The organism is Actinomadura geliboluensis, from assembly GCF_043197915.1.
In the GTDB taxonomy this organism is placed as follows: domain Bacteria; phylum Actinomycetota; class Actinomycetes; order Streptosporangiales; family Streptosporangiaceae; genus Spirillospora; species Spirillospora geliboluensis.
The window spans coordinates 392,835-412,477 of record NZ_JBICUA010000007.1 but is presented as its reverse complement, the minus strand read 5'-3'; the positions used below and the strand labels follow the sequence as shown (position 1 = coordinate 412,477).

20 protein-coding genes are annotated in these 19,643 nt (G+C 70.2%); 7 read left to right on the top strand and 13 right to left on the bottom strand.

Features of this window, described 5'->3' with window-relative positions:
• Window positions 1–102 precede the first annotated feature (102 nt).
• Window positions 103–921, bottom strand: a complete 819-nt coding sequence (locus ACGFI1_RS24305; RefSeq protein WP_392788102.1) for an NUDIX domain-containing protein — start codon at window positions 919–921, stop codon at window positions 103–105.
• 202 nt (window positions 922–1,123) lie between these two features.
• Here ACGFI1_RS24305 and bla point away from each other — a divergent pair, with 202 nt between their 5' ends.
• The 3 genes from bla to ACGFI1_RS24290 all read left to right on the top strand — a co-directional run bounded on the left by bla (window position 1,124) and on the right by ACGFI1_RS24290 (window position 4,259).
• Window positions 1,124–2,137, top strand: coding sequence for a class A beta-lactamase (gene bla, locus ACGFI1_RS24300; protein ID WP_392788100.1), 1,014 nt, complete (start codon window positions 1,124–1,126; stop codon window positions 2,135–2,137).
• Entirely contained in the window at window positions 2,134–3,525 is a 1,392-nt protein-coding gene (locus tag ACGFI1_RS24295; RefSeq protein ID WP_392788096.1) for an MFS transporter, read from the top strand. Before bla ends, ACGFI1_RS24295 begins: the two co-directional genes overlap by 4 nt.
• Window positions 3,526–3,800: 275 nt before the next feature.
• Window positions 3,801–4,259, top strand: a complete 459-nt coding sequence (locus ACGFI1_RS24290) for a hypothetical protein (RefSeq protein WP_392788093.1) — start codon at window positions 3,801–3,803, stop codon at window positions 4,257–4,259.
• A gap of 111 nt (window positions 4,260–4,370) precedes the next feature.
• Here the strand turns inward: ACGFI1_RS24290 and ACGFI1_RS24285 are convergent, their stop codons facing one another.
• The 4 genes from ACGFI1_RS24285 to ACGFI1_RS24270 all read right to left on the bottom strand — a co-directional run bounded on the left by ACGFI1_RS24285 (window position 4,371) and on the right by ACGFI1_RS24270 (window position 8,465).
• Window positions 4,371–4,538, bottom strand: a complete 168-nt coding sequence (locus tag ACGFI1_RS24285) for a hypothetical protein (RefSeq protein ID WP_392788091.1) — start codon at window positions 4,536–4,538, stop codon at window positions 4,371–4,373.
• A 330-nt stretch (window positions 4,539–4,868) separates the two neighbouring features.
• Complete coding sequence (locus ACGFI1_RS24280; RefSeq protein ID WP_392788089.1) at window positions 4,869–5,078, bottom strand: hypothetical protein; 210 nt, start codon at window positions 5,076–5,078, stop codon at window positions 4,869–4,871.
• 713 nt (window positions 5,079–5,791) lie between these two features.
• Window positions 5,792–6,742, bottom strand: a complete 951-nt coding sequence (locus ACGFI1_RS24275) for a hypothetical protein (protein WP_392788087.1) — start codon at window positions 6,740–6,742, stop codon at window positions 5,792–5,794.
• Window positions 6,743–7,430: 688 nt separating this feature from the next.
• On the bottom strand, window positions 7,431–8,465 hold the full coding sequence (locus ACGFI1_RS24270; protein WP_392788085.1) for a PucR family transcriptional regulator: 1,035 nt from the start codon (window positions 8,463–8,465) through the stop codon (window positions 7,431–7,433).
• Between the two features lie 96 nt (window positions 8,466–8,561).
• Here ACGFI1_RS24270 and ACGFI1_RS24265 point away from each other — a divergent pair, with 96 nt between their 5' ends.
• On the top strand, window positions 8,562–9,455 hold the full coding sequence (locus ACGFI1_RS24265) for an alpha/beta hydrolase (RefSeq protein ID WP_387077684.1): 894 nt from the start codon (window positions 8,562–8,564) through the stop codon (window positions 9,453–9,455).
• Between the two features lie 456 nt (window positions 9,456–9,911).
• On the opposite strand, the gene sigJ is transcribed toward ACGFI1_RS24265, so the two are convergent.
• The 5 genes from sigJ to ACGFI1_RS24240 form a co-directional block, all read right to left on the bottom strand.
• Window positions 9,912–10,778, bottom strand: a complete 867-nt coding sequence (gene sigJ, locus ACGFI1_RS24260; protein WP_392788082.1) for an RNA polymerase sigma factor SigJ — start codon at window positions 10,776–10,778, stop codon at window positions 9,912–9,914.
• The gene (locus ACGFI1_RS24255) at window positions 10,775–11,356 is read right to left on the bottom strand and encodes a carboxymuconolactone decarboxylase family protein (protein ID WP_364549761.1); all 582 of its coding nucleotides are present in this window, start codon (window positions 11,354–11,356) and stop codon (window positions 10,775–10,777) included. The genes sigJ and ACGFI1_RS24255 overlap by 4 nt, the downstream gene beginning before the upstream one ends.
• A 130-nt stretch (window positions 11,357–11,486) precedes the next feature.
• Window positions 11,487–11,942 (bottom strand): MarR family transcriptional regulator, encoded by a 456-nt coding sequence (locus ACGFI1_RS24250; RefSeq protein WP_392788079.1) that lies wholly within the window; start codon window positions 11,940–11,942, stop codon window positions 11,487–11,489.
• A gap of 249 nt (window positions 11,943–12,191) precedes the next feature.
• A complete protein-coding gene (locus ACGFI1_RS24245; RefSeq protein WP_392788299.1) occupies window positions 12,192–13,172 on the bottom strand; it encodes a zinc-binding dehydrogenase in 981 nt (326 codons plus the stop codon).
• Window positions 13,172–14,053 (bottom strand): haloalkane dehalogenase, encoded by an 882-nt coding sequence (locus ACGFI1_RS24240; RefSeq protein WP_392788076.1) that lies wholly within the window; start codon window positions 14,051–14,053, stop codon window positions 13,172–13,174. The genes ACGFI1_RS24245 and ACGFI1_RS24240 overlap by 1 nt, the downstream gene beginning before the upstream one ends.
• Window positions 14,054–14,127: 74 nt before the next feature.
• On the opposite strand from ACGFI1_RS24240, the gene ACGFI1_RS24235 reads away from it, so the two are divergent.
• Window positions 14,128–14,625 (top strand): MarR family winged helix-turn-helix transcriptional regulator, encoded by a 498-nt coding sequence (locus tag ACGFI1_RS24235; protein ID WP_392788073.1) that lies wholly within the window; start codon window positions 14,128–14,130, stop codon window positions 14,623–14,625.
• 108 nt (window positions 14,626–14,733) lie between these two features.
• On the opposite strand, the gene ACGFI1_RS24230 is transcribed toward ACGFI1_RS24235, so the two are convergent.
• Together ACGFI1_RS24230 and ACGFI1_RS24225 are read right to left on the bottom strand one after the other, a co-directional pair.
• On the bottom strand, window positions 14,734–15,693 hold the full coding sequence (locus tag ACGFI1_RS24230; protein WP_392788070.1) for a sigma-70 family RNA polymerase sigma factor: 960 nt from the start codon (window positions 15,691–15,693) through the stop codon (window positions 14,734–14,736).
• Window positions 15,694–15,714: 21 nt separating this feature from the next.
• Complete coding sequence (locus tag ACGFI1_RS24225; RefSeq protein ID WP_392788067.1) at window positions 15,715–16,935, bottom strand: NAD(P)/FAD-dependent oxidoreductase; 1,221 nt, start codon at window positions 16,933–16,935, stop codon at window positions 15,715–15,717.
• 581 nt (window positions 16,936–17,516) lie between these two features.
• On the opposite strand from ACGFI1_RS24225, the gene ACGFI1_RS24220 reads away from it, so the two are divergent.
• Window positions 17,517–17,924, top strand: a complete 408-nt coding sequence (locus tag ACGFI1_RS24220; RefSeq protein ID WP_392788065.1) for an arsenate reductase ArsC — start codon at window positions 17,517–17,519, stop codon at window positions 17,922–17,924.
• Between the two features lie 105 nt (window positions 17,925–18,029).
• Here ACGFI1_RS24220 and ACGFI1_RS24215 read toward each other — a convergent pair whose 3' ends face one another.
• Complete coding sequence (locus tag ACGFI1_RS24215; protein ID WP_392788063.1) at window positions 18,030–18,443, bottom strand: ArsR/SmtB family transcription factor; 414 nt, start codon at window positions 18,441–18,443, stop codon at window positions 18,030–18,032.
• Window positions 18,444–18,531: 88 nt separating this feature from the next.
• On the opposite strand from ACGFI1_RS24215, the gene ACGFI1_RS24210 reads away from it, so the two are divergent.
• Window positions 18,532–19,632 (top strand): flavin-containing monooxygenase, encoded by a 1,101-nt coding sequence (locus ACGFI1_RS24210; protein ID WP_392788061.1) that lies wholly within the window; start codon window positions 18,532–18,534, stop codon window positions 19,630–19,632.
• Window positions 19,633–19,643: the final 11 nt, after the last annotated feature.

The following is a 19,643-nucleotide window of genomic DNA, read 5'->3' as shown; positions in this document are numbered from 1 at the left end:
GCAGATCGTCGTCGGCCCTCTCGCTCCTGGAACCAAGTGGTGGACGGCCTGAAAGAGCGGCCACAGCTTCGTCGCCCGGCCCTCGGGGACGACAAGTGGATCTCAGGACCAGCCGTGGACGCTGAATGGTTCGCCGCGAGAGATCGCGGCGAGGGCCATGGCGCAGTGGGGGATCAGATCGTCGGGTGGGTTGGCCGGGTCGATCCACAACGCCTCCGATGCCTTGTTGGGTTCGGCGGCGCGCGGTTCGCCCTCCCAGCGGCCGAAGCGAAACCAGTAGTCGCTGACCGCGTGGCATGGACCGGGCAGTGTCGTTTCGGTGCGGTGCATGACGTGGACGAACTGGGCGTCCTGCTTTCGTAGCCGGACACCGGCCTCCTCTGCCGCTTCGCGGATCGCGGCGGCCAGCACGTCCTCGCCCGGCTCGATCCGCCCGGCGGGTGGGCACAGCCACCCGTCGCGGTATCCGGTGGCGTGGCGGCGCAGCATCAGTACGTGACCGTCCTGGCGATGCAGCAGGACGTGGGGCGCGATGAAGGACCCGTGCCAGCCGCTCGCACCCCGGGCGCCACCTGGTGGAGCGGCTACCTCGCGGGCGGAGACGACACCGAGCCGTCCGGCCATGTGCGTCTCGGCCTCGGCGGCGCCGCCCGCCAGATCGACCATGGGGATCGCAGCGGCCAGGATGACGTCGGCGAGCTCGTCCAGGACGTCGGTCCTGTTCTTGTGGACGCCCTTGCGCGGGTTGCCGCCGGTCATCCCGATGTAGGCCTCGGCGACCTCACCGACCTCTTCGGCGACCTTCAGCACCAGGGTCTGGGTCGGCACCTCGGCCAGATAGCCGGCCCGGATGCGGGCGGTGTCGTCCCAGAAGCCACGGCACGGCTCGGCGGGTTCGGCGGTTGGTTCAGAGGTCGTCACGGCATCGAGCCTAGAAGCCGAGGGAGCGCCCGTCTCAGTATTCTCGAACATTAGATCGAGTCGCTCGCCGAGTGCTGAGGAGCGTGGCCGCAGTCGCTGCGGGGGTGAGCCAGATCGGCACCTTGGCGACTAAAGCATGCCGCACACCCACTGGCGTCATCCGCACTTAAACGGCTGTTGATATGCATATCGATATGGCCGGGTGTCCAATATCAATATTGGACATCCCCGTTTAGTTTCTGATCTTCTCTTCGGCATGACACGAATGCGACTAGGGGTCGCGGCGTTCACCGCTTCTGCGCTGCTGGGCGGCCTCGCCTATGCGACGGGTGCGGTCGCCGACGAGCAGAGCACCTCCGGTATCGCCGTCCGGACGGGGAGCAGCGTCCCCTCTGGTTCCGACTTGAACCAGATACTGCAGGAACTCGAGAAGTCCTACAACGGGCGTATCGGCGCAGTCGGCATCGACCTGGGGACCGGTAGGACGGTCGGTTACCGGGGCGCCGAGCGCTTCCCGTTCAACTCCATGTTCAAGGTGTTCGCGTGCGCGGCGGTGCTGAGCAAGGCCCGCACCAACGACCCGGGGTTGATGGACAGGGTGGTTCGCTGGAAGGCCGCAGACATGGCCGGGTTGACCGGGAACTCCCCGGAGACCACCGAGTACACCGACACCGGCATGACGCCCGCGCAGCTGTGCCGTGCCGGGATCACCAAGTCCGACGGTTTCGCGGGCAACACGCTGCTGAAGCAGATCGGCGGGCCGCGCGGGCTGACGGAGTTCTTCCGCGCCACCGGCGACCGGACGAGCCGCCTGGACCGGCCGGAACCGACGCTGACCGAGTGGGAGCCCGGTGAAGTGCGCGACACCACCACCCCCGCGGCGGCCGCACGGACCTTCACGGAACTCACCACCGGCAAGACCCTCCACGCCCGTGACCGGGCGCGGCTGGTCGGGTGGCTGAAGGCCAGCCTGACCGGCGCCACGCGGATCCGGGCGGGCTTGCCCGAGGACTGGACGGTCGGGGACAAGACCGGCACCGGCGGCGCGAGTAACCACGGCACCGCCAACGACGTGGCGATCGTTTGGACACCCGGGTCGAAGGCGCCGATGATTCTGTCGGTGTTCACCAACCGCAATACCGACGACACCGCGCACGATGACAAGGTGATCGCCTCTACCGCGACCGCGCTGGCCAAGGCCCTCGGCAGATTGTGACCGCCCATCGGGCCGGGGTGATAAGGCGGCCGCGCGCCGGCGTTGCGGGCTCGCGCGCGCCGTTCGGCTGGGCGCCGCTGATCGTCCTGTTCATCGTGGGCCTGGTGGACCGGATCGAGAACAACCTGCTGTCCGGTGTGCTCCCGGCCGTACAGCGGGAGTGGGGCTTCAACGACACCGCCGCCGGCTCGATCCCGACGGCCGCAGCCCTGGCCGCGGCGGTGGTGTGCCTGCCCGCGGGGTTCCTGGCGGACCGGCTCAGCCGCACCCGGATCATCGCGGTGGTCGTCTCCGTCTGGGCGATCGCCACGCTGGGCTCCGGGTTGGCCACCGGATTCGTCATGTTCTTCCTGATGCGCGTGCTGCTCGCGGCGGCCGAGAACGTCGACAATCCCGCCGCGGGCAGCCTCCTGGCCGACTACTACCCGCCGGTCAGCCGGGCCAAGGCGTACGGGCTCACGCGCGCCACCTCGCACCTCGGAGGCGTCGGGACGCTGCTGGGCGGGGTTCTGGCGGAGGCGTTCTCCTGGCGTGTGGCGTTCCTCGTCATGGTGGTGCCAGGCGTGCTCACGGCCTTGCTCGTCTGGCTGCTACGCGAGCCGCGCCGCGGCGAACTCGACCGCCTGGTAGCGTCCGGCGACGCGTTCCCGGCCTCGCTCGCGCCCGCCCACACCGGTTCCGCAGCGCCCAAGGCCGAGCCGTCGTTGTGGCGGCAGCTCCGGCAGGTCCTCGCCATCCCGACCCTGGTCTTGGTCTGTGCCGGGCAGTCCCTGCTCACTCTCGGCCTGGCCGGGATCTTCTACTGGCTGCCCACGTTCATGGTGCGCAACCTCGGCGTCGGCACGGGCACGGCAGGCTCGCTGAGCGGCCTGATCCCGGTCGCGGGCACGCTGACCGGCACCCTGGTCGGCTCGTGGCTGGGCGGCAAGTGGCACGGCACCCGCAAGGGCGGACGCCTGCTGGCCGGGGGCGGCGGCATCACAGCGGGCTCCCTGGTCCTGGCCGCAGCGCTGTCGACGGAGTCGATCGGCTCGCTGACCGCGCTCGTTCTGCTCTCCTGCTCGCTGATGGCCATCGCGATCCCGAACCTGACCGCGTGCCTCGCGGACGTGGTCCCGGCCGCCTCACGCGGGCTCGGCTTCGCCGTCCTGCAGTTGCTCCTCACCGCCGGCGGAGCCTTCGGGCCCCTGATCGTCGGCATCGCCTCGGACCGGCTCGGCTCCCTGCACGCCGGAATGTACCTCCTGGTGATCCCCACGGTCGCCGGCGGTCTCCTCACACTCAGAGCAAGGACGTCGTACGAACGCGACGCCAGCAAAGTCATAAGGGAAGCCGCCGCAGGCGCCCCCGTCCTTGGACGAGCACACGCGGCCGAGCCCTTGGCGTGACGTGCGAAAGGGCGACGCGTCAACGTAGATATCCGTCCGACACCCCGGTTACACCAGAGTGATCCCGACCCAGGTGATGTGGGCTTCGGAGTCCTGAGGGAGTCGCTCGTAGTCGTGGACGGTGCGGCCCGCCACATAGCGGACCGGTCGCCACCCCCCCCTTGGAGGTTGTCGCGTTTTCCGTCGACCACCCACCATGCGGCGCCTTCCCCTTAAACCCGGTCGCAGCGGGGCTGATGGGATGTGGCTAGCATTTCGCCTCAAACAAGGCGGAGGTGCTCGTGGACAACGGCCGGAGCCGCCCGACCAAGAAACGCACGCTCTCGCCCTGGCAGTCGCTGCTGGTCAGCGTCGTTGTCGCAGGCGCGCTGGCAGCATGGATCATCGCGGAGCTGGCCCCGGTCACCTGGTTGTACTTCACGGGCGACAAAACGACCGTCTACGTGGAGAGCTGCCAAACCGTCAGGCAGGGCAGGGGCGAGAGCACCCACTGCGAGGGAGAGTGGAGGCTGCCCGGCGGGCATTACGGCAATGGGAGGATCGACCACGCAGGGAGCTCCACGGAGGGTAGGAGGATGCCCGCCAGAGCGACCGACGACCATGCCACTGTGATCACGGGGCCTGAACTCTCCTGGCGAGGCTTGTTCGGTGGGGCCGTGATCGCGGCTGAGATCGCCTTCCTCATCGCCTTGATCATGAAGCTTCGCAGGGACCGATCAGGTTCGGGGCGTTAACCGCCCCTGATCACACTCTCCCAGTAACGCGGACCTGCATAGCGAAAGGCTCACCGGCGTGCACCAACGTGCGCTGCGGTTCGTTGTTGCAGAGCCGAGCGTGGGCCGCTGTCAGGTGATCAGGTCGCGGATGTGCTGCCCGTCCCAGTCCACGAACGCCAGGTAGTCGATGGGGACCAGGTGCAGTGCGTCAGGGATCCCGCCGGTAGCTGTCCTCCCCGCCCTGGAGAGTGGAGCGGACCTGCCGCTGTCCACCACGGCGGTGCTGGGACCACGCATGCGGCGTTGCTCGCCGGGTCCCCCAACTGGCCGTTCCCCACATCGCGGACCAGCCCTACTGGGCGCGCCGCATCCATGAGGAGCATCTCGGCCCCCCTCCTCTTCCACTCAACCGCCTCACCGCCGACCGGCTCATTGAGGGGTTGCGCGCGCTGTCGGACTCCTCCGATTTCACCGCACGCGCGGCCAGACACGAGGAGTCGGCCAACCAACACCACGGCGTACGCGACGCCGTTGACGTCCTGCTCGGACCCGGGCAGTAGGGCCGGTCCACCCGCACCGAGCCAGGGTGATGGGCGTTTCCTCCAGCATGAGCAGGAGGCGTCCGATCTAAGCGGATCGCAGGTTCTCGACGACCATCTCGGCGATCTCGCGGATCGGCTTCTTGGCTCGTAGCAACTCGATCCCGATCACTCCCCGGTCGGGGCCGGCCGCGACCGACATCTGATAGCCGAGAAGACTGGTGCGCGATCCGGATACCGGCTCGGTCTTCCCCTTCTTCCCGACCCAGGCGTTGTCACGCGACGGTTGGAGGGACACCGTGATCGAGTACCACGCGGTGCGCGGGGACGACTTCCACGTGCACCGCGTATAGCCGCCGTTGCTGCCGCCCCCCTGCGCGCGGCCCGCCGATTCTGCGCCGACACGTGGTCCACCCCGATGGCGTCCAGTTGGGTACTGTCCAGGACGTCGCAGGCATGCAACCCGGAGATGTCAAGCTTCGGTTCGTCTGCGGAGCAGGCTCCGGCGGCCGCCACCAAGACCCCCAGCACGACCAGCCGCGCCTTCCGTTCCGTCCGGCCCAGGAAAATGTCGGCGCGCAACGTTGTTCACCCCAGAAGATCGCTTCGTCGGCCGGAGTCTACTGATCAACAATGACGACCGCGATGGAAGTCGGCGGTCGCATGCAGCGGGCCCCTTGACGGGAGCCCCGCACGCAGAGAACCGAACTTTCCGTTATCGATGCGCCGGGCCACCCGGTCGGCGGCCGGTGGAGCGTCCCAGCGGCGTCCGGGGTCGGGCATTTCGTGGCACGCTCCGCCCTCGCACCCCGCCTGTTCACCGTGCCGTTCCAAGGGGGTGCTGAGTCGGGTCACGATCGTGCTCACGCGAGCAGTACAGCGTGACCAGCGGCATGAGAGGACGATCGTGGCGAACATATGAACCAGACATGCGAATAGACTGCGGAAGAAATTTTGCCACCACGCATATTCCCGGATCTCGGGTGACCAGTCGAAACTCCCCGCGCACGGCTAGTTAGCGGAAGATCTGACGGTTCGACGCCAGTACGAGCGGGTGGCGACGGTCAGTGCGACCCCGTACACGGCGAATGCGACCATGCCGATCCAGCCGACCAACAGCGCGTCAGCCGCGGTGTGGAAGTCCCCGCGCCGCATTGTGACGATGCCGGCCGTGGCCAGAGTGGTGTAGCCGATCCCGACCACCCCGTACGGAGCGAGTGTGGCGGCGCCGAGCAGGGCCGGGGTCAGGGGGAGCCAGCGCGGGACGAGGCGGCCGTGCAGCAACGGCACCCAGCGCGGGAAGACCTGGCCCCATGGGCGGACCAGCCCCCAGAGCAGGAAGACCCCGAGCGCGGCCAACAGCGCGGTGCCGTCGAGTCCCCAAGACCCCAGGGTGAGCCAGATTCCCGAGGCGCCGTTGCGCTCGGAAATCGCGTTGATCTCCTCGCCGGTCGTCCCGGCGAAGGTACCGCCGGACGCCCAGATCAGTTTCATCACCGTGTAAGGAAGGAAGGCAGTTGTACCGGCGCAGGCAGCGAGGTGGGCTGTCCGGGAGGCGGCCGACGGAGCCGGGGCGGCGACCGCGGTGGACGGGGCGAGTTCGGGGGCGGTGGCCGGGCGGCGGTCGGACCGGGCCGTGGCCGCCAGCAGGAGCGCCCCAGTTGCTGCCAGCCCGTGGTTCGCGGCGGCCGCCCCGCTGTCCACCCCTTGGCCGAATATCAGCGTGATGACGTCCATCAGCAGGCCGAACGCAGCTGTCCCGGCCAGCGCGCAGAGTACCCACAGCCACACGCGCAGCGTCGGCCGCAGCCCGTACCAACCCACCGCGACACAAGCCGGCACCGCGAGAGAGCCCACTGCTACGACCGCCCAGCCCAGCGCGGAAGGCGCCGGGGTGTCGCCGCGGTAGAGCAGCGGGGTTCGGCTGAGCGCACATGCCAGGCCGAAGGCGGCGTACGCCACACCCCAGACCATCGTTGCTCGGCCCACCCATCGAGGCCATTGACGCCACCACGTCGGCCGGGACGCCGTCATCCCACGTCTCGAACCCGTCATGCGGTTGAACATCGCACCGCCCGTCGCGGCGACGCCTCACCCGGCAGGGCGATTCCGTTCCCCTTACCGGGTGAGTGGGCTTTTGAGGCTCAAGAATGCCTCACGGAACGCGACGCCCCAACTGACCGCACGGGGCGAATCGGTGCGGCCGCCGTCGCCCGTGCTCGGCCGGCTCGCCAAGACGTCGAATTGGGCCGGTATCAAGATGTCGAGTCCCTGGCCGCGTGCGGGCGCAGGCGGTCAGCAACCTCCCCCTGCTGGTGACGTTCCAGGACATGCCGCCGCCGATCTTGCAGCCGGACGCGATCGACAGGCCGTACTGGTAAGCGGGATAGTCGGTGTCCCGGTCTTTGATCGCCTCCTGGATCTCCTTGGGCAGTTCTTCCTCAAACGGGTACTCGGTGATCGGCCGTGCGGCTGGTCGCAGAGGGGCCAGGGCTCGTCGGCGCGCCACAGCAGTGGCCCTCCGATGCTGCTGTCGCCTGGGCCCGGGTTGCCTCGCCGAGGGTGCAGGCGGACGGCGGTACGGGCGTGAGCAGCCAGTGCCGGAATGTCTTCGGTGATGTCGGCTATCGGCGGACGAGTCGTGTGCGGCTCAACTCTCCAGGAGCCGCCACGCGGTGAGGGCGAGCCGAGCCCGGGTTAGTCCGGTGGGGTCGGTGAGTTCGATGCCGAGGGCCTTGGCGATCTGTTCGAGGCGGCGGGAGACGCTGCTGTGGTGCAGGTGGAGGAGGTCGGCGGCGCCGCGCAGGGAGCCGGTGGCGCAGTAGGCGTCCAGGGTCTCCAGGTCCTCGGGGCTGTCGGCCATGCGGGCGATCGCGGCCACGTCGGCGTTGTCGCGTGCGACGTCGGGAGGGATCTCAGCCAGCAACGCCAGCGCGCCCAGGTCGTCGTGGTGGACGACCGGCTGACGCGGAGTGGTGAAGCGCAGGGCGGTGCGGGCCTGGTGCCAGGACCGGTCGGGGCTCGCGGCGGCGCCGATGCCGGCGCGGACGCCCGGCGGGAACCGGTCCGGGGCGACGGCGGCGGCCAGGATCACTCCGACGTCGGCGACCGAGGCCGCCTTCACCGGACGAGCCGGGCAGATCAGGGCCCCGATCCGGTCGAGCGGCAGCGACGAGCGCACCGCGACGACGCGGACGGGCAGGTCGGCGGCGAATCCCAGCAGCCGCAGCGCCCGGGAGCGCGCCGCCTCGTCGCCGTCGGCGCTGACGACCAGTTCGACCAGGGCGGGATCGGCCATGGTGGTGCGGGCCGGACCGTACCGCTCGACGACCCCGGCGGCGGCGATGGCGAGCCGCTCCAGCAGCGCCGCGTCGAGCGGACCGGGCGGGCCGGGGCGCTCCAGCCACACCGTGCCGATCTCCTCCTCGTCGAGGGTGATCGGCGCCGTGCCGGACGCGGGCGCGGCCGGGCCGGACGCCTCCCGGCCGTCGGGCGCCATGCGGATATCCCGTCCGGTGCCGTGCAGCCGGATCCCGGCCGTGCACTCGGCCAGGCCCGCCGAGGCCCGGGCGAGCGCCGGCAGGTCCACCCGCCGGCGCATCAGCGTGTCGTAGAACAGCACGACGCGGATCACGCCGTCGACGTGCGGATCCAGTCCCGACAGCCGTTCGGCCAGAGCCTCCATGGCGCCAGAATAGGCGCCGATCGGTGCGTGGCCGACGCTGAACGCCCGACGGGTGGCGGATGATTCGGGACGGGGGTAACCGCGATCGTGGACGGCATGGATCCCGAACTGGAAGCCTTCGCCCCGCTGCTCCCCGACCTCGACCTGACCGATCCGGCCGCCACCCGCGCCGGGCTCGCCGCGAGCGCCGGGCTGCGACCGCCGCCCGACACCACTGGATTGGAGATCGAGGATCGCACGGTGCCCGCCGCCCCGGACGTGCCGGTGCGGATCTACCGGCCGAGCCGGGCACAGGGCGCCGTGGTCTGGCTGCACGGCGGGGGCGGGGTCTTCGGCAACCTGGACTCCGAGCACTCGCAGGCCGTCCGGATGGCCGACGGCTCCGGGGCGGTGCTGATCTCGGTCGGCTACCGGCTGGCCCCAGAGCATCCGTTCCCAGCCGCCCACGAGGATGCCTATGCCGTGCTGCTCTGGGTGGCCGAGCATGCCGCGGAGCTCGGCGTCGCCCCAGAGCGCATCGCGGTCGGCGGCCACAGCATGGGCGCGGGCCTGGCGGCGGGGCTGGCGTTGCGAGCGCGCGACGAGCAAGGCCCGGCGATCCGCTTCCAACTGCTCAACCAGCCGATGCTCGACGACCGGCAGGAGACCTGGTCGCAGCGCACCTTCACGGACACACCGTGGATGACACGCGACAAGCTCGCCGTCGCGTGGCGGCACTACCTGGGCTCCCGACCCGCCACCCACTACGCCGCGCCGGCGCGGGCCGGCGACCTGTCCGGCCTGCCTCCGGCCCACGTCGCCACCGCCGAGTTCGACCCGCTGCGCGACGAGGCCATCGAGTACGCGCTGCGGATGCTCCGGGCGGGCACGCCGGTCGAACTGCACCAGTGGCCCGGGACGTTCCACGGGTCCCAGGCGCTGCCCGCCGAGGTGTCCCAACGGCAGATGGCCGAACTCGCCGCCGCCCTGCGCCGCGGCCTGGCTGGATGAACCGCCGACGCCCGTTCGGTTGGAGGAGGACGACTGTGGTGAAGACGCGGCTGCTGGTGCGGGCGAGCGCGGTCGTACTGAGCGCTGGGGCGTGTCTCGTGTCAGAGGCTCCTCCGTCCAGCGCGGCGGGGGCCTAGCCCGGCGGCGCCCGCGCGCGTCGGCCGGGCTCGACTCGGCGGCGCTGGAATCGGCGCTGGACGACGTCCACCGCGCGGGATGCCGGGGCTCTACGCCGAGGTGCAGCTTGGCCCACCCCTGAGCAGCGCTCCATTCGTGAACTGGCGGTGACCGTCTGCGGCGGTGCGCCGAAGGTGGGCGGGAGTTGCAGGAAGATGCAGCCGGTGGTGGCCATGAACACCACCGGCGCAGGGCGGTGGTCGGCGGCGTGCCGAGGACCACCACCCTGCGGCTGCGCGGGCCCGGACGGGGCTGTCCGCTGGAATGGCGGCGCGGGGGCTATCTGGCGAGGTCGGTCGGCTTCTCCAGGCGCGTCAGTTTCCGCGGGTTCGCCACCGCGTGGATCAGGGTCACCCTCCCGTCCTCGACCACCAGGCTCACTGCGGCAACCCGGCCGCCGATCTCGATCCGGCCGGCGGGCGCGCCGTTGAGCCAGACGGTCGACACCGTCCGGCCCGGGCGGGCGAGCGACTCCGCGACGAGTTCGGCTCCGTGGATAGGAGCGCGCGCTGCGGGCGCGAGCCCGCCGCCGTCCGGGATCAAGACCACGTCCGGTGCCATGACCTCGATCAGCTCCTCCACCTTCCCGGTGCGCACCGCCGCCAGGAACCGTTCCACCACCGCTCGCTGCTCCGACCGGCTCACCCGTACTCGGGGCCGCCGAGCCGCCACCCGCTCGCGCGCCCGCCGGGCGATCTGCCGCACCGTGGGCGCGGACTTGTCCACGGCCGCGGCGATCTCGCCGTAGGGCAGCTCGAAGACCTCGCGGAGCACGAACACCGCACGCTCCACCGGAGCCAGGGTTTCCAGCACGGTCAGCATCGCGATCGAGACGCTTTCCGCAAGGGCGCTGTCCTCGGCGACGTCAGGGCTGGTGAGCAGTGGTTCCGGCAGCCACTCGCCGACGTAGTCCTCGCGCCTGCGCGACAGCGTGCGCAGCTGGTTGAGGGACTGCCGGGTGACGACCCGGACGAGGTAGGCCCGCGGGTCGCTCACCTGCGCGCGGTCGATGCCGGCCCACCGCAGCCAGGAGTCCTGCAGCACGTCCTCCGCGTCGGCCGCCGACCCGAGCATCTGGTAGGCGACGGTGAACAGCAGGCTGCGGTGGGCGATGAACGGATCCTCGGCCGTCGCTTGCTTGATCATGCCGTCGACGCCGCCGCACGGGGCTTCCCCGGGACCTCGGCAAGCGGGATCTCGCAGGCGTCGGAGAAACCCTGCGAGGAGACCCCGTTCGCCACGTTGGCCCTCGTCGCCATGTTGACGAAGGCGATGTGCACGGTGAGCTCGACCATCGCCGCCGGGCCGAGCCGCTCCAGCAGGCCCGCGTACTGCTCGTCGGTGACGGTCGGCGGCGTGTTCGACATCGCCTCGGCGTACTCCATCACGTCCCGCTCCAGCGGGGTGAACACGTCCGAGGTCCGCCAGCGGGGCACCTGGCTCGCCTTGGTCAGGTCCAGGTCGTCGTTACGTGCCTGGAAGTAGCCGACGTCGAGGCACCAGCTGCAGCCGACCTGCGCCGCGACGGCCATGTGCGCGAACGACTTGAGGCTCTTGTCAGCCGCACTCCACGCGCCCGCCTTGGCGCCGAACTCCAAGTTGTCCAGGGCGACCGCGGGGCTGTGCCACAGCACTTCGACGTTCTCGGGAACGTCACCGAGTTGCTTGATCATGTTCTCCTTGACCTCGGCGGGAAGCTCGGCCTTCGGTACGCGCAGCGCCATGACGTTCTCCCTGTGTAGGTGTGTGTTCTGGCTGTTCAACATGAAGACACCGCCCGTCCCTCGGGCGTGACACCCCCAGGGAAGAGATCGCGCGTTCAGCAAGTGCTTCGGCGGGAGGTGCACTAGGCGCTCAGGGCGCGGTTTGATGCATTTTCTCTGCGTTCAAGGTCATTTGGCGGAGCACCTCAATGGCGCCGGCGTATCGCTCTGCGGTCACTCCTGCTCTGATCTGGCGCCCTGCTCTCTGGATCTTCTGCGCCAGAGCAGCGTGCGCGGTCTTGCCTGCGGGGGTGAGAGCGTGGGGTTCCTGCTCGGTGATCCAGCCACGCCGCTTCAACTCCTCGACCGCCTCGTCCACGTCGACCGAACTCCCGGACCAGAAGGGCCGTAGTCTCTGCGCGATCGCTTCTTTTGTGGCCGGTCCACGTGGGCCCGCGCGGTCGAAGTCGGGGCCTGGCGCGAGCAGGTTCATCGCTTGCCAATGGCGGCGATGAAGCCCGTCCGCTTCAAGGACCCGGTTGAGGTTGTCTTCGATGAGCTGGTCGAGGAGCTTCAACCAATAACCCAACGGCCGACGCTGTTCCATGCTGGTCCTTAGGGGTGTGGGTGTGGGCTGATGCTGATTTGCCGTGAGAGGAACTGAGAGGACTGGCCGCCAGGCTTCTCCGCCCTCTGGCCGGGGTGCGACGGGCCACCGCCAACCGGATGGCCGACGTCTTCCCTGGCGAAGCCTGGATGCGCCGCGACCGCGGGCGCCCGGTGAGCCGGTTGTGGGCGGTGGCTGAGTGCACGAGGCGGTGGTGCACGATGCCTTCGTTGCGAGGAAGATCGCGAGTCACGGGCGCAGGACCGTTTTTCCGGTGGTCGCTCGCGATTGCAGGGCGGTGTGGGCGGCGGCCGCGTCTGCGAGGGCGAACCTCTGTCCGATCACGGGGACGAGGCGTCCGTCGTGCAGTGCTTGGAGGGCGTCGTGTTCCAGCGTCCGGGTGCCGCCCGGGCGTTGGAGGATGCGTGCGCCGACGGCGGAGGCGGCGCTGATGCCCCGGCTGAACAGGTCGGCGGCCGACAGTTCGGTCAGGGAGCCCGAGGACGAGCCGAACATCACCAGGCGTCCGGTGACGCCGAGCAGTTCCAGGGCGCTCCGGCCGATCCGGCCGCCGACCCCGTCGAGGACGAGTGTCACCGGCCTGCCCTCCAGTGACCGGCGCACTCGGTCGGGCCAGTCGGGGCGGGTGTAGTCGATGGCGTGGTCGGCGCCGGTCCGGCGGGCGAGCGCGGTCTTGCCGGGGCCGCCCGCGACGCCGACGACCGTCGCTCCGGCCGCGTGGCACGCCTGGACCAGCAGGGTTCCGATCCCGCCCGCGGCGGCGGTGACCAGGACGACGTCTTCGGCGGCCGGCGCGGCGAGTTCGAGGATCGCCATGGTGGTCCGGCCGGTGCCGACCATGGCCACGGCGCAGTCGGGGTCGGCGTCGTCCGGCAGGACGTGGACGGACGCCGCAGGTGCCAGCGCCAGCTCTGTGTATCCGCCACTGGGCGGGCCGAGGTCGGCCACGACGCGGCGGCCGAGGAGACCGGTGTCGGTGCCGGCGCCGACCTCGTCGACCGTTCCGGCGACCTCGCGGCCCGGTGTCATGGGCAGGCGGGGCGCGACCCGCGGCCCGCCCGCCCCCTGGCGGATGACGGTGTCGAGCAGGTGGACGCCCGCCGACTCGACCCGGATCCGCACTTGGCCGGCCGACGGATGCGGGTCGGGGACCTCCTCCAGCCGGAGTTCCTCCGGGCCGCCGAACGCGTGCTGCCGGATCGCGCGCATCACGCCCGGCCCTTCTCGGTGGAGAGCAGGTCGTGCTTGTCCAGCCAAGCGACGAGCGAGGAGGCGATGACTTCGGGCTGTTCCTCGGGCGTGTGGTGGCCGGCCGTCCCGAGCGTCTCGGTCTCCAGAGCGGACATGTGCGCGGTGCACCAGTCGATGATCTGCAGGCTCATCATCGTGCTCTCGCCGGCCTCGAAGGCGAGCAGGAGCTTGGGCACGTCCGCGCTGTCGGCCAGCCATTGGCCGTAGGCGTCGATTCTGGCGACGACGTCGGCGGGCTCGCCGTCCAGCGGCATCGACCGAGGCCATTGCAGCAGCGGCACCCTGCTGCGTCGGGTCGGGTAGGGGCGGCCGTAGACCGCGAGGTCCTCGTCACTCAGCCCGGGGACGGTGCGAGGCAGCGCCTGCTCGATGAAGGCGTTCTCCTCCAGCACCATCGCCTCGCCGACTCCGGGGGACCGCATCGCTTCGAACAGCGGGCGGGCGCCGGCGGGGAACTCCTCCCAGGACATCGGTTTCACGATCGTCTCGGTGAACGCGATGCCGCGTACGCGTCCGGGATGGCGGGCGGCCCAGTCGAAGGCGAGCGCGCCGCCCCAGTCATGGCCGACCAGTACGACCCGGTCGAGTTCGAGGGCGTCGAACCAGGCGTCGAGGTATCGGGCGTGGTCGTCGAAGCTGTAGGCGATATCGGGCTTGCCGGACTCGCCCATGCCGATCAGGTCGGGTGCCAGGCACCGGCCGGCGGCTCCGACGACGGGCAGGACGTGCCGCCACAGGTACGACGACGTGGGGTTGCCGTGCAGGAAGACCGTCGGGGTCGGCCCCCGGCCGACCTCCCGGTAGAAGATCGTCGAGTCCAGGACGGGTGCGGTGGGCATGGCGCTCTCCCTGGGAGAATGACATACTAGACAGGTACCTGACCAACCTAGAAAGTAGACAGGAACCTGTCAATATGCCGGGAGACTCCTCTTCGAGGCGTGCGAGGCTGTCGCTGCTCCTGCGCCTGCTCCATCGCGAGTACACCGTCGGCATCGAGGCGGCTCTGGCCGAGGCGGGCTTCGGTGACATCCGGTCCGGGGACGCCAAGGTGTTCCCGTTCGTCCCGCCGGAGGGGATCACGGTCCGCGACCTGGCCCTTCGCGCGGGCGTGCGCAAGCAGACCATGGCGCAGTCGGTCGACCAGCTCGAGCGGGCCGGGTATCTGGAACGCCGCCCCAATCCCCGCGACGCCAGGTCCCGGCTGATCGTCCTCACCGAGCGGGGAAGAGCGGTCCAGCCGACGGCGGCCGGCGCGGGGGACCGGATCGAACAGCACTGGGCCGAACTGACCAGCCCCGAGGATTTCGAGGCCCTTCACGCGCTGCTGCACCGCCTGCTGAACCGCATCGGCGAAGCGGACCCCGACGCCGCCGGCCGCCTGACCTCGATCAGCGAGAGCCAACTCGACTGATGTGAGATCGAGGCGAGCCGCCGGGCGCGATGACGTCTCCGGGCGGGTGCCGTTAGCGGCGGTTCGCCGCAGCGCGGATGCCCCATCCGGCCCGTGGTCGGGGGCGAGTCACCATTGGGTGATGAGCAGTGTGTCCTGTTCGTGCTGCCGCCAGGCTCGGGTGAGGCGGACGAGACGGGTGGGTGCGGCGATGCCGTGCACGGCTGCGATCCTGCCGCCGGTGATGTCGAACGCCACGACGCCGACGACCTGGTCGCCGAGCACGAACAGGATGGCGGGGGTGCCGTTGACGAGCGCGTAGTGCGCGGCGGGCGTGCGGCCGGCGAATCGCCGTTTCGCCGGTGTGGGATTGAACCCGGCCCGTGCGATGGCGGCGATGCGCTGCGGAGTGTCGTATCGCAGCAGCGTCGCGGTCAGGCCGGCGCCGTCGGAGATCGCGGTCGCGTCGTCGGTGAGCAGTGCCACCAGCCGTTCGGTGCGGCCCGAGGAGGCGGCGGCGAAGAACTCCTCGACGACCCTGCGGGCCGATGCCGGATCGACTTCGCCGCAGCCGCCGCCGCGGTGTGCGGCGGTGATGCGGCGCCGGGCCCGGTGGAGGTGCTGATGGCTCGCGGACTCGGTGATGTCGAGGATCTCCGCGATCTCGGTGTGGCTGTAGGAGAACGCCTCGCGCAGGACGTAGACGGCCCGCGCGAGGGGTGACAGTCGCTCCATGAGCGTCAGCACGGCCAGGGAGACCGCCTCGCGCTGCTCGAACGAGTCGGCGGGGCCGAGCATCGGGTCGCCGTCGAGGAGCGGTTCGGGCAGCCAGGCGCCGGCGGTGCGTTCGCGGCGGACGCGCGCCGAGCGGAGCCGGTCGAGGCACAGGTTCGTGACGACCTTGGTCAGCCATGCCTGCGGCACCTCGATCCGCTGCCGGTCGGCCGCCTGCCAGTGCAGCCACGCGTCTTGCACGGTGTCCTCGGCGTCGGCGGCGGAGCCCAGCAGCCGGTAGGCCAGCGAGGCCAGCCGGTTGCGGCTGGCCTCGAACCGGCCGGTGTCGAAGCGATCGGTGGCGGTGCCGTCCACGTGGACCAACCTATGCGGCGGCTAAAGGGCCGACTTCTCGGCGGACGCGACCGCCTGCTCGGCGACCGCACCCGGTGCGGCGGCCAGGCGGCGCCTGCGCCTGGGCCGGCCGAAGGTCGGGTGCGAGGTGCCCCACAGCGCTCCCCGTTGGATGCCCGCCTTGATCCGCACGGCCTTCCGGCCGCCCATGTACTTCGGCTTCGCCTGCCCTGCACCGTCGATCAGCTGCAGGATCCCGTCCCACCGCCCGAGGCTGATCGCGTTGTACCAGTAGACCAGCTTGACGTTCGCGATCTTGCGACCGGTCAGGCGTCCCACGATCGCCTCGATGGCCTGCCGGCCGGTGTAGCCGGCCGAACCGCAGTTCATCGGCAGCTGCCGACCGTTCTCGCCGAGGGTGTAGACGCTGTCGCCGATGGCGTAGACGTTCGGGTGCGAGACCGACCGCATGGTGCGATCGACGATGATCTGACCGTTCCCGGTGACCTCCATGCCGGCGGCGGCGGCGATGGGGCTGACCGCGAACCCGGCCGTCCATACCGTTGCATCGGACGCCAGGACGGTGCCGTCGGCGCACCGCACTTGCGCGGCCTCGACGGCTTCGACACTGGTGTGCTCCAGGATGGTGATGCCCAGCCGGTCGCAGGCCCGGCGCAGGTGGCCGCGGGCTCCGGCGGACAGCCGGGCGCCCAGCTCGCCGCGGGCGAGCAGCGCCACCGACAGGCCGGGCCGCGACTCGGCGATTTCGGTGGCGGTCTCGAGGCCCGTCAACCCGTCGCCGACGACCAGCACCTTCCCCCCTTCGCCCCGCCCCTCCAGAACGTCCAGCCGCTCGCGCAGGCGCAGCGCCGAGGGCCGTCCGGCGACGTCGAAGGCGTGCTCGGCCACGCCTGGGACGCTTTGGTCGGCGACATGGCTGCCGAGCGCGTACACGAGCGTGTCGTAGCCGACCTCGCCGCCGCCCTCCGCGTCGGCGACGGCGACCACCTGGCGTTCAGGGTCGACGGAGGTGACACGGGCCACGCGCAGCCGGATCTCCGTGCCCGCGAAGACGTCGGTGAGCTTCGGAGCCTCGACCTGCCGGCCGGCCGCGAGCTGGTTCAACCGCTGCCGCTGGACGAAGTCCGGCACGGCATTGATCACGGTGACCTCGGTGTCCAGCGGGGACAGCCGGCGGGCCAGGTTCCCGGCCACGTAAGCCCCGGCATACCCGGCGCCGAGGACGACGATGCGGTGCTTCATGTGATGCTCCTGTCGAGTCGCTCTGTTCTTTCGTGAGTTGAGCGGGACAGCGCCCCGATTCCTGACAGGAGCTGCGTGTGGCATGGGTCACGGAGCGGCGGGGGCGTGTTCATGTGCCCTGCTGCTCGCGCATGCCGCACTCGGGGGACCGTCCTTCATAGGCGCAGCGGCCCTGCGAATGGCGTGTTCACTCTGCGTTCATCGGGGTGATGTACGTTCACCTGCTGATATTGACAAGTCCTTGTGAGACGAAGCCGCTGTTCGCGTCTGTGGGAGATGGTGCGTCGACCGCAGGAGGAGGGGAAGACGTGCGAGTTCCTGCTGTTTGTGGGGCGCTCTGTCCCTCGGAAAGCGGCCGTGTAGCTCCTGGTCATTGGCCGCTGGGTCGGCGAGCGCGGCCTGCTGCGTATGAGGCCCGCCCGGAGGGAGATGGCGTTGGCATCGGCGAGGGGCGGGGGAGCGGTGCTGGGCGCGTTCGGCGGGGCTTGTCCGATCAATCCGGGGATCCGGGATGAACTCGACCTGCTTATCAATGAGCTTCTGACAGATCTGTCCGTGTCCAACGATGGTCGAGGAATCTGATGTCCGAGAAGCCCAGTGTCCTGTTCGTGTGCGTGCACAACGCCGGTCGGTCGCAGATGGCCGCCGCCTACCTCACGCACTTGGCGGGGGAGAAGGTGGAGGTCCGCTCGGCCGGCTCGGCACCCGCCGACGCGGTGAACCCGGCCGTGGTAGAGGCGATGGCCGAAGAGAGCATCGACGTCTCGGGTGAGATCCCCAAGGTGCTCACTGTCGGGGCGGTGCAGGCGTCCGACGTGGTGATCACGATGGGGTGCGGCGACACCTGTCCGGTGTTCCCGGGCAAGCGTTATCTGGACTGGACGCTGGACGACCCGGCAGGGCAGGGCGTGGCGGCGGTGCGTCCGATCCGCGACGAGATACGCAAGCGGATCGAGGGCCTGATCGCCGAACTCGTCCCCTCGGATTGAGAAGGGCGCCGTTCACGGTGACGGCGTGACCGGCACAGCCGTTGTCCCTGGACCAGCCGTTGAACAGGGCTGATGCCGTGTCCTTGTCGAAAGGGCCTTCTCCGGCTACGTCGCCGGGTCGTCAGTTTCGCGTGGTGGGCAGCAGGTGTACAGGTAGCCGCGGAGTTCGGTGAGGGAGCGGTCGACCGCGGCGGAGTCGATGCGGTAGTAGACCTGCTTGCCGTCCCGGCGTGAGGTGAGGAGGCCGCCTCGGCGCAGCAGGGCGAGTTGTTGCGAGGCATTGGACTGGCCGATGCCGAGGCGCTCGGCAACCGTGCCGACGGTGAGTTCGATTCCGCCGGTGAACAGTTCGAGCATCTGCTGCCGCTGCTCGCTGGCCAGCGCCTTGAGGAACTCGCGCGCACCGGCGCTGAGCGGGCCTGCCGACGTCCCGCACCCGTCCCCGGGCGGAGTCGTCATGCTCACGTTCTCCGCCGATGCCTCCCTGGACGGCGGCGGGCCGGTCACCGGCTTGACCATCGTTGCTGGCTCCTCCCGAGGCGTGCTCCCACCTTACGTCACATATCAATACATTGACATATTATGAAGTATTGATATGTTCGCCCGCATGCTCACCGCGACACCTCTCCTCATCGTCGGGGGCGGCCAGGCCGGTCTGGCCACCGCTCACATCGCCAGGTCCCTCGGCCGGGCGCCCATCCTCCTGGAGGAGGGCGATCAGCCGGTCGGTTCGTGGCCGCACTACTACGACAGCCTCACCCTGTTCTCACCGGCTCGGCGCAGCGCCCTGCCCGGGGCGGTGTTCCCTGGTGATCCGGACGGCTACCCCGCGCGGGACGAGGTCGTGGCCTACCTCGCCGACTACGCGGCGCGCCTGGACGCCGACATCCGCACCGGCCACCGCGTCGAAAAGGTCGTGGTCGCAGGGGCGGGGGACCGGCGCGGGTTCGAGGTGGTGACGGCCGGCGGCGAGGTCTTCGCCGCTCCGATGGTGATCGCCGCGACGGGCGGGTTCAGCCGCCCCCACCGCCCGGACCTGCCGGGACTGGACGGCTTCTCCGGCACAGTGCTGCACTCGTCCGACTACCGGCGTCCTGAGCCGTTCGCGGGTAAGCGGGTGGTGATCGTGGGCGGCGGAAACTCGGCGGTTCAGATCGCGATCGAGCTCGCGGCCCATGCGCGGGTGACGCTGGCGACCCGGCATCCGCTGCGCTTCATGGCGCAGCGCGTCCTGGGTGTCGACATGCACATCTGGCTGCAGCGGACCGGGCTGGACGCCGCGGGGTGGGCGCGGCCTCTGCTGACCGGCGGCAAGGGCACCCCGGTGTTCGACACCGGGACCTACCGGGACGCCATCGCCACGGGGAACCCCGATCGCCGTCCGATGTTCACCCGCCTGGACGGCGACCAGGTCGTCTGGAGCGACGGTAGTCGGGAGCGCACCGACGTGCTGCTTCTGGCCACCGGGTATCGGCCGGGCGTCGACTATCTCGCAGGGCTGGGCGCCCTGGACGAGGAGAGCCGACCGCGCCACCGCGGCGGCATTTCCACCACCCATCCGGGTCTGGGGTATGTCGGGCTTGAATGGCAGCGCTCGTTCGCCTCGGCCACCTTGCGCGGTGTCGCCGCCGACGCCCGCCACGTCCTGACCCGCCTGCACAAGCAGACCCGCGCCGCACGCCGCGTCGAAGGGCCGGTATCCAGTTGAAGGGACGGTAT